This is a genomic window from Alistipes indistinctus YIT 12060, assembly GCF_025144995.1.
GTDB classification, from domain to species: Bacteria; Bacteroidota; Bacteroidia; order Bacteroidales; family Rikenellaceae; genus Alistipes_A; species Alistipes_A indistinctus.
The window spans coordinates 873321-887285 of record NZ_CP102250.1 but is presented as its reverse complement, the minus strand read 5'-3'; the positions used below and the strand labels follow the sequence as shown (position 1 = coordinate 887285).

General features: G+C 54.2%; 14 protein-coding genes. 8 read left to right on the top strand and 6 right to left on the bottom strand.

The annotated features are described in order from the left end of the window. Positions 1–17 precede the first annotated feature (17 nt). The 4 genes from folP to NQ495_RS03930 all read right to left on the bottom strand — a co-directional run bounded on the left by folP (position 18) and on the right by NQ495_RS03930 (position 2625). On the bottom strand, positions 18–854 hold the full coding sequence (gene folP / locus NQ495_RS03945; protein WP_009134252.1) for a dihydropteroate synthase: 837 nt from the start codon (positions 852–854) through the stop codon (positions 18–20). Beyond that, complete coding sequence (coaE, locus tag NQ495_RS03940; RefSeq protein ID WP_009134253.1) at positions 851–1429, bottom strand: dephospho-CoA kinase; 579 nt, start codon at positions 1427–1429, stop codon at positions 851–853. The genes folP and coaE overlap by 4 nt, the downstream gene beginning before the upstream one ends. Beyond that, a complete protein-coding gene (locus NQ495_RS03935; RefSeq protein WP_009134254.1) occupies positions 1426–1833 on the bottom strand; it encodes a hypothetical protein in 408 nt (135 codons plus the stop codon). The genes coaE and NQ495_RS03935 overlap by 4 nt, the downstream gene beginning before the upstream one ends. Before the next feature lie 147 nt (positions 1834–1980). Next, positions 1981–2625: an OmpH family outer membrane protein gene (locus tag NQ495_RS03930; RefSeq protein ID WP_009134255.1), complete on the bottom strand. Its 645-nt coding sequence runs from the start codon at positions 2623–2625 to the stop codon at positions 1981–1983. 95 nt (positions 2626–2720) lie between these two features. On the opposite strand from NQ495_RS03930, the gene ruvA reads away from it, so the two are divergent. The 7 genes from ruvA (at position 2721) to NQ495_RS03895 (ending at position 10581) form a co-directional block, all read left to right on the top strand. Beyond that, entirely contained in the window at positions 2721–3308 is a 588-nt protein-coding gene (ruvA, locus tag NQ495_RS03925) for a Holliday junction branch migration protein RuvA (protein ID WP_009134256.1), read from the top strand. Positions 3309–3449: 141 nt separating this feature from the next. After that, a complete protein-coding gene (locus tag NQ495_RS03920; RefSeq protein ID WP_009134257.1) occupies positions 3450–5678 on the top strand; it encodes an inorganic phosphate transporter in 2229 nt (742 codons plus the stop codon). A 214-nt stretch (positions 5679–5892) separates the two neighbouring features. After that, positions 5893–6435, top strand: coding sequence for an FKBP-type peptidyl-prolyl cis-trans isomerase (locus tag NQ495_RS03915; protein WP_009134258.1), 543 nt, complete (start codon positions 5893–5895; stop codon positions 6433–6435). 6 nt (positions 6436–6441) lie between these two features. Continuing rightward, entirely contained in the window at positions 6442–7929 is a 1488-nt protein-coding gene (locus tag NQ495_RS03910; protein WP_009134259.1) for an FKBP-type peptidyl-prolyl cis-trans isomerase, read from the top strand. A gap of 100 nt (positions 7930–8029) precedes the next feature. Continuing rightward, the gene (locus NQ495_RS03905) at positions 8030–8791 is read left to right on the top strand and encodes a tRNA1(Val) (adenine(37)-N6)-methyltransferase (protein WP_040294672.1); all 762 of its coding nucleotides are present in this window, start codon (positions 8030–8032) and stop codon (positions 8789–8791) included. Positions 8792–8860: 69 nt separating this feature from the next. After that, positions 8861–9889 carry a DUF4831 family protein gene (locus NQ495_RS03900; protein ID WP_009134261.1) on the top strand — a complete coding sequence of 343 codons (1029 nt, stop codon included), beginning with the start codon at positions 8861–8863 and terminating at the stop codon, positions 9887–9889. Positions 9890–9912: 23 nt separating this feature from the next. Next, entirely contained in the window at positions 9913–10581 is a 669-nt protein-coding gene (locus tag NQ495_RS03895; protein WP_009134262.1) for a DNA alkylation repair protein, read from the top strand. Between the two features lie 104 nt (positions 10582–10685). Here NQ495_RS03895 and NQ495_RS03890 read toward each other — a convergent pair whose 3' ends face one another. Then, positions 10686–11489, bottom strand: a complete 804-nt coding sequence (locus NQ495_RS03890) for a porin family protein (protein ID WP_009134263.1) — start codon at positions 11487–11489, stop codon at positions 10686–10688. Between the two features lie 30 nt (positions 11490–11519). Then, on the bottom strand, positions 11520–12272 hold the full coding sequence (locus NQ495_RS03885) for a hypothetical protein (RefSeq protein ID WP_009134264.1): 753 nt from the start codon (positions 12270–12272) through the stop codon (positions 11520–11522). A gap of 170 nt (positions 12273–12442) precedes the next feature. Between NQ495_RS03885 and nhaD the strand changes: the two genes are divergently transcribed. Next, the gene (gene nhaD / locus NQ495_RS03880; RefSeq protein ID WP_009134265.1) at positions 12443–13882 is read left to right on the top strand and encodes a sodium:proton antiporter NhaD; all 1440 of its coding nucleotides are present in this window, start codon (positions 12443–12445) and stop codon (positions 13880–13882) included. The last annotated feature ends 83 nt before the right edge of the window (positions 13883–13965 follow it).

Below are 13965 nucleotides of genomic sequence, written 5' to 3'. Positions count from 1 at the left end.
GTGTTCCGCCGGTGAAGTTACGAATTTTCGCGGAATTTCCGCCACAGCCGCACGACCTGTACCGCTTCGCGGGTGTCGTGTACCCGCAGGATCGCGGCGCCTTGCCGCAGGCACTCCCAATGCAGTGCCGTGGTGCCGGTTAGCGCATCGGCCGGGTCGGTGTCGAGCACTTTGTAGATCATACTTTTGCGCGATATCCCGGCGAGCAGCGGACAGCCGAGTCCGGTTAGGCGGTGCATCCGGGCGAGCAGTTCATAATTCTGTTCGACGGTCTTGGCGAAACCGAATCCCGGGTCAAGAATTACCTGCTGCACTCCGGCCTCTTGCAGCCGTTGCATTTTCTCTTCGAAATAGGAACAGACTTCGGCCGTGATATCGCGGTAATCGGTCAGTTGCTGCATGTTGTCGGGCATTCCCCGCATATGCATCGCGATGTAGGGCACCCCGAGGCGGGCGGCGGTGCCGAACATGGACGGATCGGCCTCTCCGGCGGTAATGTCGTTGATCAGGCAGGGGCCATAGTCGCGGATGATCCTTTCGGCTACTTCGGCCCGGAACGTGTCGAGCGAAACGGGTAATTCCGGTACTTCGCGGCGGATCACCTCCAGGGCCGCAGCGAGGCGGCGGGTCTCCTCGCCGGGGGAAACGTCTTCCGCTCCGGGGCGTGACGAGTACCCGCCCACATCGAGCATCGAGGTCCCGGCCGCGGCGGCTTCGCGGACCCGTGCGGCGATTGTTTCGGTCGATGCGGTGCGGCTGCCTGCGTAAAACGAATCCGGCGTGACATTGACGATGGTCATCACGGCGGGGATAGACAAGTCGATCCGGTGGGAGCCGACGGTTAGTGTGGTCATCGGATGAAAAGGTTGTGCAGTTCGATAATTTGCGGAATCAGCAGCCTGCTCTCGTCGGCTATCAGAACGTGGTCTGCGCGCGAGACGCGTTCTTCGTCGCCCATCTGGCGTGCGATCCGTGCACGGACGGCCGTTTCGTCCGTGCCGTCGCGCAGGCAGGTGCGCCGGATGCGTACCTCTTCGGGCGCTACCACGGCGACCGTGGCGTCCATCTGGCGGTCGGCCCCGGCTTCAAAGAGGATCGCACTCTCTTCGATGACATAAGGCGCGTGTTGTTGCAGGCTCCATTGCTGGAAATCGGCGGCTACGGCCGGATGGACGATTCCGTTGAGTTGCGCGAGCAGGGCGGGATCGTTGAAAACGGCTGCGGCGACGTACGAACGGTTCAACTCGCCGTCCCGATATGCTTCGGGGCCGAACAACGAACTTATCCGCATAATCAGTTGCGGATCCCGGTTCATCAGTCTCCGGGCTTCGCGGTCCGAATCGTACACGGCGGCTCCGAGCATGGCGAATACGCGGCACACGGTGCTTTTGCCGCTGCCGATTCCTCCTGTTATGCCGATCTTTTTCATCTGGGACGTTTGGGCTGTTCCACTTCGACGGGGGCTTCGACCGATTTGATTTTCAGGTCGGAAATTTTAGCCGAGATGATGTTTTGCAGCGCGAAAGTGGAAATGTCGTAGGAGCCGGGGACGACCGCCGAAGGATTGACCGCGATGTTGTCGGCCGAAAGGATCACCGTATTTTTGCGCGGCGTCCATTTGTGCATCAGGATTTGGTAACCGATCCCCTCGACGTTGCAGCGCACCGTGTATTGCGTGCTGTCGATGCGGACCGGGATCGTGATGTCGGTGGTGTACGTGTAGCTCAGTTTGGTGATGTACCACAGCAAAAACGAAAGTCCCAGCAGCCCGAAAAAGACGGGATTGCTGAACCGGCGTGCGGTCACTTTGGCGTACAGCAGTATTTTATGCATGACGAAGCGATCTTGGTAGAGCAAAGTAAATGAAAATTTCACAGATATGAAAAAGCGCCCGGAAATCCCGGGCGCTTTTTCATAGTATAAATTTTGTTATCGGTGTGGAGAAATTCCCGTATCGGGTTCGCTATGAACCCGCGAAGCTTATTTTGCGGGTTTGGTCTCTTCCGTTTTGGGAGCGGCGGGCAGCGCGTTTTTGTTTTTTCCCTTGTCGGCCGCATATTTTTTGTTCAGTCCTTCGAGCAGAACCGTGGTGATGTCGAGTTTGGGATCGGCATTGTAGATCGGGCCGCCGGTCGATGTGCTGAGGATAACGCTGTAACGGTAGTCCTTGTTGAACTCCTTGAGGTATTCGGTGATGCTGAAGTGAATCTGGTTGAGCAGTACCTGCTCCTCTTCGGCCATCTCGCCCATTACCTGGTCGCGGTGCTGTACGAAAGCCTGCTGCTGGCGGTTCAGGTTCTCTTCGATACCTTGTGCCTGCGCACGGGTTACCAATCCGTTCTGCACCTTCTCCTGGTAGTCGCGGACCCCGCGTTCGAGGGCACGTCCTTTCGAAGTCAGTTCCGCATCGGCTTTCTTGGCCTTCTCTTCGTAAGCCGAACGCAGGTCGGTGTACATATCGTATTTGCTGATCAGCGAGTCGATATTGAAATAAGCGACGCTGGCGCTGGCGGCAGTGGTAACGGTATCGGCTCCCGACATTGCGACAGAGCCTCCCTTTTTGTCCGAGCAGCCTGTGGCGGCGAGCAGGGCGACCGCCGACGCGGCCAACAGAAGATTTTTCATACGTCTGAAATAGAGGTTTAAAAGTTAATTATAGCGCAAATATATAATATTTATTTTTGTTTCGCTATTTTTGTTTCCAAATTACACAGGCCGTTATGTACGATTATATCAGGGGCGTTGTCGACCGGCTGACGCCCGCCGAAGCGGTGATCGAAGCCGGCGGGGTGGGGTACAGCCTCAATATCTCGCTGCAAACTTACGCCAGCATCGGTTCCTCCGAAACAGTCAAGCTCTACACTCATTTTATCGTCCGCGAGGACGCGCAAATCCTGTACGGGTTTTATTCGCTTGCGGAGCGCGAAGTATTTCGGGCGCTGATCGGCGTGTCGGGCGTGGGCGGAAATACGGCACGTATGATTTTGTCGACTTTTTCATCGGACGAGGTGCGCACGATTATCTCCACCGGGCAGGCCGATGTGCTCAAGAGCGTGAAAGGGCTCGGTATCAAGACTGCGCAGAAAATTATCGTCGAATTGCGTGATAAATTGGGGGTATTGCCGGGAGGCGATGCACAGTTGCCGATGCAGGCGGCGGGAGGAGAATCGTTCGCCGAAGCGCTTTCGGCGCTGATGATGCTCGGATTTGCCAAACCGGCCTCCGAAAAGGTGCTGCGCGCACTGGTCAAAGAACAGCCCCAGGCGCAGGTCGAAGAGCTGATCCGCATGGCGCTTAAACGCCTTTAAAAAGCATTCGGATAGTGTCCGACGACCGTGGTGCTGAGGGAACTTTCGGATGAACAAAACGTTAATCTTTGCCGCTGAAGGCTTGATCTTCCGGCAAATTGTTATATTTTTGCCGGCGAAACAGCAAATATTTGAGACTTTATGGATAGTATGTACATGATCATCGTGGGGATCATGATGACCCTGGCCATTACCGGGCTGGTGGTCGGAGTGGCCAACGATGCGGTGAACTTCCTTAACTCGGCTTTGGGTTCGAAGGTCGCTCCGCGCTATGTCATCATGACGGTTGCCTCGGTAGGTATCATCGTCGGGGCGATCACCTCCAGCGGTATGATGGAAGTAGCCCGCAGCGGGGTGTTCCATCCCGAAATGTTCTCTTTCTCCGAGGTGATGATGCTGTTCCTGGCCGTCATGTTCATGAATGTGATTCTGCTCGACGTCTTCAATACGCTGGGCATGCCCACTTCGACGACCGTTTCGCTGGTGTTCGGATTGCTGGGCGCGGCCGTGAGCGTATCGGTTTACAAGATCACGCACAGCGACCTGCACACGATGGCGGACCTGGCCACGTATATCAATACGGGTAAGGCTATGGCGATCATTTCGGGGATCCTCCTTTCGGTGGCGATCGCTTTTGTCTGCGGTACTACGGTGATGTACATTACACGCCTGATTTTTTCATACCGTTACCAGCGAAAGATCAAGACGGTAGGAGCCGTGTGGTGCGGTATCGCCATCACCGCGATTTCCTATTTCGCGATCTTCAAGGGCCTGAAAGACTCTTCGCTGATGAATCCCGCGCTGATGGCTTGGATGGATACCCATATTCTGGCCTTGCTGGGCATTCTGCTGGTGGGATGGAGCATCATCATGTCGATCCTCAGCATGCTGAAGGTGAATATCCTGAAGATTACCGTCCTGGCCGGCACTTTGTCGCTGGCATTGGCATTCGCGGGTAACGACCTGGTGAACTTTATCGGTGTGTTCGTGGCCGGGTTCGATTCCTATGAGAACGTGATCGTGCATGGTTCCGGGGATGTCAATACGCTGATGGGCAGCCTGAACGGTGCGGTGACGACGCGTCCGATAATCCTGTTCCTGTCTGGAGCGATTATGGTCGTAACACTGTGGTTTTCGAAAAAGGCGCAGACGGTTTCCGATACGGAAATCAACCTGGCCCGGCAGGATGCCGGTGCGGAGCGGTTCGGTTCCACCTCGGTGTCGCGCGCGCTTGTTCGAAGCGCCCTGAACTGCAACAAAACTTATGAAAAATATACCCCCAAACGTTTGCAGCGTTTTATCGAAAGCCGCTTTGTTCCGGTCTACTCACCAGAGACCAAGGACAAAGCGTCTTTTGATTTGATACGTGCCACGGTGAATCTGACGGTCGCCTCGATCCTGATCTCGATGGCTACGTCGTTGCAGTTGCCTCTTTCGACGACTTACGTTACCTTTATGGTAGCGATGGGTTCGTCGTTGGCCGACCGTGCCTGGGGACGCGAGAGCGCAGTGTACCGGATCACCGGAGTACTGACCGTAATAGCAGGCTGGTTCCTTACAGCGCTGATCGCCTTTACCATCGCCTTCCTGGTAGCTCTGGGCCTGATGTGGGGCGGTATGATCGCAGTGGTGCTGTTTGCTTGCCTGTGCGCGTACCTGCTCGTTCAAAGTTCTATTCTGCACAGCCGCAAAGTGAAGAAACAGGCAGAGAAGATGGCAGAGGAAGAGGCTGACGGACCGGAGCAGACGGTGATCGAGCGTTGCGTGCACGAAGTATCGGAAACGATGCTCAAAGTGACTGAAATCTATCAGCAGACGCTCGTAGGGCTGTTCGACGAAGACCGTAAGTTGCTCAAGCAGATGGTGCGCGAATCCGAGGAGCTGTACCGGATTGCCCATGAACGCAAGCATGAGATGCTGCCGACGCTTTTCAAACTGCAGGAAAACTATATCGAGACGGGGCACTATTATGTACAGGTCATCGATTACATGAACGAGGTGACCAAAGCGCTCGTACACATCACGCGGCCCAGTTTCGACCACATCAACAACAACCATGAGGGGATGACCAAGGAACAGGTGGCCGATTTGCAGCAGGTTAATGAGAAAGTGAGTAGCATTTATCAGAAAATCAACACGATGTTGGAGAACAACGATTTCTCGCAGCTCGATGCGATTCTCCAGATGCGCGATAAACTGTTCGATACGTTGGCTGCCGCGATCAAGAGCCAGATCAAGCGGGTCAAGGCCAAAACGACCACTACACGCAGCAGTATCCTCTACCTGACCATTATCAACGAAACGAAGACGATGGTGCTGCAAACCCGGAACCTGCTCAAGTCGCAGCGTTATTTCATGTCCGGGGAGTAGGACCGGCTTTTGCAGGGCTATACCTTGCAGCTGTCCGGAGGCGGTTCAAAGAGAGTAAAAAGAGGTTGGGTTTCATACCGACCTCTTTTTTCATGTAAAAAACACAGCTCCGGTGCAATAAACCGGCTTTCCGTGAGTTTAATATGGTAAGGCGCCCCCTATTTTGCTTTTGGGTAAAAAAAATATAATTTTGTGAGCTATTGACGGCAGTACGATGAGGCGATTTTACGTGATTGCGGCCCTGGCGGCCTTGGTGGCGGGAGGTTGTTCGAAACAGGACGATACACTGGAGGAGACCCAGCGCACATCCTTTACGAGCTACCTGAAAGGTCAGCAGTACGCTTATACGGAACAATCGGGCGTCTACCGCTATATCACCAACACCGATCGGGAAGGCTACGGTACGGCACCGGTGCTCGATGGCGAAAGTTCGGCCGTAATCGATTTTGCGGTTTATGCGTTTTCTTCGGGCAGCAGCGGTAAGGGCGAGCTTTATTATACCAATCGTAAGGATTTGATCGACGAAGAGTCGTTAACGGATCTGGAGCATTACTGGCCGTTCGAGCCCCAGGAGATTTCGCTCAGCGATTCACGCCTGGTGAAAGGCGTACGGCTCGGTTTGGACGGATGCCGCCAGGGAGATTCAGTGCAGTTGTTTCTGGTGTCCCGGCTGGGTTATGGCAATAAACCGTTGGGATTGGTTCCTGCCAATACGCCATTGGTGTGGGATATAGTAGTGAATCAAGTGGTTAAATAGTCGAATATGAGAAAAAAAGTTTTCGCTTGCGCCGTATGCGCCGTAATCGGGTTGCTCGCGGCCTCCTGTGCGAAAAACGAGGATGAATCCAATGAAACCTTGCGTGAACGCTCTTTCGAGGCGTGGATTCAGTTGTATGCCCCCAATGCCGAAAAGCTGGACGGCGGGATATATGTGGAGAAACTCAAATCGTCCGAGCAACCCGGAGCGTTGACGCCCGCCGATGTGGATACGTGGGTCATGATCAATTATACGGGTAGGACAATGGCTTCGGGGGATGTGGTCGTGACGCGCGATCCCGAAATTGCCAAATATCAGGGGACGTTTAACTACTACACGCATTACACACCCGACTACGTACCGTTCACTCCCTATAACAGCATTTATTACGGTTCGGATCTGAACCTTATCGTAGGCAATTATCTGGCGCTCGGGCATATGAAAGAGGGAGATCAGTGGCGTGTCTATATTCCGTCGGATCTGGCTTATGGGTCGAGCGGATACAGTTACGAATACTCCGGGTTCGGTGGACAGAACGCACTGGGCGCCAATATTCCGGTCGTTATGGACCTGGAGCTGGTTCGGGTGGTCAAGGATCCTGAAAAATACGAGGCGTCGCTGGTGCAAAACTATGCGGTGGGGCAGTTAAATATGAACCTGACCGACACCGTGCGTACGAACCTTTACCTCAAGCCGATCTCTTTCGGTAAAGACACGGCGACAATAAAAAAAGACTCTACTGTATCTATCTATTACGTGGGGCGCTTCCTCGACGGTTTCGTATTCGATACGAATATAGAGGACACGGCTAAAAAATACAACTTGGCACAGTATGCCTCTTCGGGCAAATACGAACCGTTGTCGGTCGATGTAGGAGCTTCCGAAGAAGAGGAGACGACCTCGACGAATGTCGTGGTAGTCGGTATGGATGCAGCATTAGCCAAGATGGTGTACGGGGAAACGGCCACCATGGTCTTTACTTCGACCTACGGGTACGGTTCTTCCGGACAGTTTCCCACTTTTACGGCGAACAGCTCTACCGGGAGCGTCGATAGGGGAACGATTATTCCGCCTTACACGCCGCTCGTGTTCGAGGTTACCGTGGCGCCCCAGTATGGTGACGGTTCGCTGCTCTTCCCTTATACGACCTATGCCGTGCAGCATCTGCTCGACGACGAGGTCGACGGTGTTTGGGTAACCGGTTATGTCAATGGTGTGGTGGACGGCAGCGATTACAAACAATGGATCGATACGCTTACCAATATCACGGAGGCCGGCATCAAGGACAACCTGATGCTGGGCAACACCAACGGCAGCGGGATCAAGCCCGAGGACTGCTTCCCGGTGATGCTGCCGGAAGGCAAAGTGCGCGATGCGTTGAATATTCCGGACAATCAGGGTACGGTATTCCGCCAGAAGATCAAAGTGTTCGGTAATATCCGCAAGTACAAAGGCACGCGCGGTTTGGTGGAGGTAACCGATTACCGGAAATAACGAATATACCTGCGACGTTACGCATGCCGGATTGCAGGATGGTTAGGACATGACTCAAAGGCGGGATCGGTTTCCCGCCTTTGGTTTGATGTTGCACGATATGGGGAATTCTTACTTTTCATTCAAGCAGTTTACCGTTTCCCAGGCTCGTTCGGCCATGCGGGTGGGGACGGACGGGGTATTGCTCGGGGCTTGGTGCGATCTCTGTTTTTCGGCTGAAATTATGGTTGCAGAAGGGGCCGAACAAACCCCGTGGCGCATACTGGATGTCGGTACCGGTACCGGAGTCATCGCTTTGATGGCGGCACAGAGGGTGCAGCATGCGCAGGTCGATGCTGTCGAACCGGACGAGGGAAGTTGCCTGGATGCGGCACAGAATTTTGCCGGCTCGCCGTGGAGCGGCCGTTTGCGGCTGTACCGCACAACCTTGCAGGAATACGTCGCTTTGGTTCGGGGTACGGTCCTTTACGACCGGATTGTCTCCAACCCGCCTTATTTTGTCGATTCGCTCCAGTCGCCCGATCCGGGCCGTAATGCCGGTCGGCACACCGTGTCGCTTTCTTACGGGGAGCTGATCGAAGGAGTGTTGGCTTTACTGGCGGAGCGAGGTCTTTTTGCCGTAATTCTGCCTGTCCATGAGGGTGCCGTTTTCGAACAGATGGCTTTGGAGCGAGGTTTGCATGTCGTACGCAAGTTGCAGGTCCAGACCAAACCGGACGTGCCGGCGAAACGGGTGCTGATGGAATTTGCACGCTGTCAGGCGCCGCTGCGGTTTGCGACGCTGGTCATGGAAACGGGCCGCCCGCAGGAATACAGTGAAGCCTACAGGGGCCTTACGCGTGATTTTTACCTGAAATTTTGACCGGGTATTTTAAAAATTTAGTTAGCTTTGTTACGTGTTTTTCCGAAGACCAATTAAATGTTTGATCATATGAAAAAAATTTTGATCCCGTTGTGCCTGATGGCCGTTGCCTCGGCCGGTGTCCAGGCTCAGGTGAAAGCCGGTAAGGGCCTCGTGGTGACCAGTAACAGTGCCGTTGCCTATTCCCTGCCCCGCACTACGCTGAAGGTGACCGTCGAGGTCGAGAAGGAGAGCATCCGCAAAGGGCCTTATGCCCGTTATGCGCAGAAGTTCCTCGGCGTGATGGCTCCGTTGGCCGATAAGGACATTTACACGATTACCGGCGGTAAGATCGGTTTTGCCGAAGAGGCCGATCCTGCACAAGTGTATACGATGGAAAATCCGGATAAAAGCCCGGTGAAGATATATGAACCGACCCGCGAAGGTTTTATGGCTGCTCAGATGGACGGTGCGGCTCCGGTTCCGTCGGCCTTCCGTCCCGCAGCTCCTGCCCGGCGTGCTTTGCGCGGTAATGTCGAGGCCGTATCGCTGACCGGCAGCGATACCAGTTTCGTCAAGGTGCAGGTGGATCGTCGTAGTACGGTGGAACAGAATCCCGAATCTGCAGCCCTCGATGCTGCGAACATGATCTATATGCTGCGCAAGAAGCGTATGGAGCTGGTGACGGGCGACGCCGGAGAGCATGTCTTCGGAGAGGGGCTCAAAGCCGCTTTGGACGAATTGAACCGGTTGGAAGAGGAGTATCTGGCGCTTTTCCTGGGCAAACAGTTCAGACAGAAAATCGTCCGTGAATACGATGTGATTCCCGAGCAGGGAAAAAATTCCGCTATCGTTTGCCGCTTTTCCGATCTGGGAGGCCTGCTGCCTTCGTCGGATTTGTCGGGCCGGCCCGTGCTGATCGAGATGACGCCTGAGCAAAAGGCTCAAAACAGCGCGTTGACCCGCAAGAGCAAGGATTCCCGCGGGACGGTCTTTTATCGTATCGCCGACGTCGTGGACTGCCGGTTGACCGACGGAAAACGCGAAATAGCCCAAAGCCGCGTGCCGGTGTACCAGTTCGGCGAGGTGGTCGAGGTTCCTGTCAACTCGTTGAAATAACAGCCTGGCCAGAAAGGAATAGTATGGATGATACGGCTCTGATGATTCGGCTTCTCAAACGCTTGAAGGTTGAAATGAACGGAGCGGTGACCGGAGCGATGCAGGAGCGGGGGATTGTCTATCCGCTCAATTACGGGGTTTCGGTTCCAACCATTCGCGGGATAGCAAGAGAGTATGGCCCGAGCCACTCTCTTGCTCTTCTTTTGTATCGGCAACAGGTGCGCGAGCTGAAGCTCTCCGCGCTGTTCGTCGAGGATCCTGCGTGCGTTACCTCGGAGCAGGTACGTGAATGGAGCCGGGATTTCACCCATTCCGAAATCGTCGAACTGACGGTGATGTACCTTTTTTCGCGTTCGGCGGCAGCTGTAGACCTGATCGGGGAATGGCTGTCGGCCGATGATGTGTTCCTGCGGTATGCGGGTGTCATGATGCTGATGCGCACGGCTGGTGGCCCGTTGTGCGATGGAGAGCGGACGCTTTTTTTGCTCGGGGAGGCCGATGCGATGCTGATGCGCCGCGACCCCGAACCGTTGATTGTGCGGGGAATGGTCAATGCATTGTGCCGCTGTGCGATGCTTTCCGACAGGTTGCAGGCCGAGATTATGCGTCTCACAGGCCGTTACGCCTCTTCTGCAAATCCCCGGTTGCGCGAACTGGCATCTGAAGTTGCAAGTATGGTTTCTGCCGGATAACTGTTACGGATAAAATTAGTATAATCCTCCGGAGACATCTTGTCTCCGGAGGATTCGTTTTGTTGGGAAGGTTGTGCTGCGGTGGGGGCTGGTAGGGGCCTTTCTCAACGGCCAAAGACGAGTCCGACGGCAAGATTGAGGGAACTCATGCTTCCCCGCTTGTCCAGATCGGATGTTTTTCCGTTGACTGTTATTTTACCCAATGAACCTGCCGTAAGGCATGCATTGATCATCAGTGCAACGCCTTTACTCAATCCGATCTCGTATCCGGCTTCGACTGTGGTGCCGAACGTGCTTCCCGTGGCCTTTATGGATGACACGCTCTCCTGGTAGGATACGTAACCCAGACCCACACCGAGAATAAAGGCGCTGTTCTGCGTTCGGTTGTAAAACCGGGAGAGTATTTTGGGCCCGGCGACGACACTGCTGACACTTCCGTCGTTGTATTGCCTGTAATTGACGAATCCACCCAATCCGATGTATTCGTTGAAGAAGCCTGCGAGGTCGCCGCCGATGACAAATCCGGTTTTGTAACTACTTTTCAGGCCTGATGCCAATTTACCCAACCGGTGGCTGTACCCTCCCGACAGGGCGAACCGGACCCCGTGCGGGGAGTGTTTTGTTTTCTCTCGTTGGTTCATTGGCGGGGCAGTGAGCAATGGCGTTACCTTTTCCGGTGACGATTCGGTAACAAAATAGCCCGGTGTGATGGTTCGGATCGTGTCTTTGGAGACGTAAGAACTGATTTTGGTCCCGTCGGGCTGGAGGACCGATATGAAAATCTGTTGGTCCGTTTTCGCCAATATTTTGCATCTCACGGTATCGCCTTTCGCGGTCACGAGCAGGTCCTGGGCGTAACCTTTGGGCAAGAGACTCAGTGCAAAGACAAGTAATAGTAGTTTTTTCATCGTTTGGGTAGTTTTAGGGGATGAAGTTTTTTAAGGTTCCGTATCCGTATCTGTATCCGGGTCTGGCGCAGTCTGTTGAATCGCTTCGATTTCGGCTTTGGCGACCGATGGTTCCACGATCTCCAGCTTGGGCCGTCCGACCATTATGCCGTATTTCATGCCGCACCGGATGTAATAGTGATATCCCGCTTGCAGGATCAGTTTGAGTTCCGCCCGGTTTTCGGTGGAGGCCCAGATGACTACTTCACCCGTGGCCGGGATCACAATCTCTTCGGCCCAATTGTTGCGTGCCTGGGTTACTACGGAGTCATTGATTTTCACGTCGTAACTTAACGCTGCACCTAAAGGAAATTTCCGGAAGAGATGGATTACGCTCTCGCCGTTCAGGAAATGCAGACTGTCGAACACGGCATGCGTCTTCACTGGCGGCAGGGAGTCCATCCGATAGATATCGGCCTTGATCCGATGGCAGCTGCTGGCAAAACTCGGGGCCTTGTGCCAGGTGATTTTGACGAGATTGCCGCCGGCTTTGGCGGCTTGTTCCCTGGCCAACCGCAGCGTGGTGTCGAGGTTTCCGCTTTTGGAAAACCCGTTGTCTCCGATTTTGAGTGTTCCGATCAGGACGGCTTCCGCAGGGACCGTGTCGTTTAGCGAAAGAACACGTACCGGAGCGGTTACGGAATCGGTCTGGTAACCGGGATTGCTCACCTGCATTTTGATTCGCTGGGCGCAGGAACACACCAGCAACAGGGCTGCGAGGAGCAGCCACGACGACTTTTTCATAATGCTAGAGATTGAATTTCAATAGGAGAGTATTTAAATATAGTGTAATTATTCCAATAAATAGCCTGTTTAGGACAAATATTCCCGGTATATAATAATTTGGGAGGCAGAAGAAAACCGAGTTTTATTGCTATTTTTGTTCCCTCGAAAAATAAGTTAATAGAAGTTTTATGTTGGGAATAATGGTCGCTGTGTTCCTCGTCGGATACCTCTGTATTGCGATGGAGCACAAGTTGCAGGTGAACAAAGCCGCGTCGGCGCTGCTGACCGGCGGAATTTTATGGGCGCTTTATATCGTTACGGCACCGTTGAGCGTGCCGCAACTCGACGGGCAGGCGTTCGGCGAATTTTTGTCGGATAATCCGACGATTGCGGCACTGCCGCTGGTCGAACAGTGCGTGCGTTTCATTTCGGGAGTGCAGATCGTCGAACATCTGGGAGAGATTTCCGAAACCCTTTTCTTCCTGATCGGAGCGATGACGATCGTGGAGCTGATCGATGTCCACGGGGGATTTTCGATCATTACCAACCGCATTACGACCCGCAAGAAAGTTACGTTGTTGTGGCTGATTTCGATCCTGACCTTCTTTATGTCGGCCGTGTTGGATAACATGACTACGGCCATCGTGATGGTCATGCTGATTCGCCGGATTATTCCCGAGCAAAAGGAACGCTGGCTGTTCGCGAGTATCATCATCATCGCGGCCAACAGCGGCGGTGCGTGGTCGCCCATCGGGGACGTGACGACGATTATGCTCTGGGTCAAAGGCAATGTGACCTCGGTGCCGCTGGTGGAATCGCTGCTGCTTCCCAGTCTCGTTTCGACGATCGTGCCGGTGTGGATCGCATCGCGGTCGATGCACGGGATGATTACTTCGGACGGCACCGAGGACAAAGCCATGTCGAATGTCGAACAGGTCCTGACCCCCAGGGAGCGTCTGACAATGCTCATTCTGGGTGTCTCCTGCCTGTTGTTCGTACCGGTATTCAAGTCGCTGACGCATTTGCCGCCGTTTATGGGAATCATGGTCGGTCTCGGTATCATGTGGGTCTATACCGAATTGCTTTACCGGAAGAAGGTGGATGTGGCCGAGCGGGACAAACATCGGGTGACTCAGGTGATCCGCCATATCGATATTCCGACAATCCTCTTTTTCCTCGGGATTCTGCTGGCCGTGGCGGCCCTGCAGGCTACGGGGATTCTGGATGCTGCGGCCGGGTTCCTCAACAGGGAACTGCATAATATTTATATCATCAACGTGATTATCGGCCTGATGTCCTCGATCGTCGATAACGTGCCGCTGGTGGCCGGGGCGATGGGGATGTATCCGATCGTGGATCCGGCGATGGTGGGTACGATGGCCGATCCCGCCTTTATGCAGCATTTCGTGCAGGACGGTCCGTTCTGGTTGTTCCTGGCCTACTGTGCAGGCGTAGGCGGCAGCCTGCTGATTATCGGCTCAGCTGCCGGTGTCGTGGTGATGGGACTCGAAAAGATCAATTTCGCGTGGTACCTGAAGCGGATTACGTTGATGGCATTGGCCGGATATCTGGCCGGAGCGGCGGTTTTCGTTTTAATCGAATGGCTTAAATTGGGTGCGGCGTTTTGATGATACTTGTGCGGACAATTATGGGGGATATTGATTGAGAAAGAATGTTGCATACCGTCCGTAATGTGTTTTTTTAGTTGAAA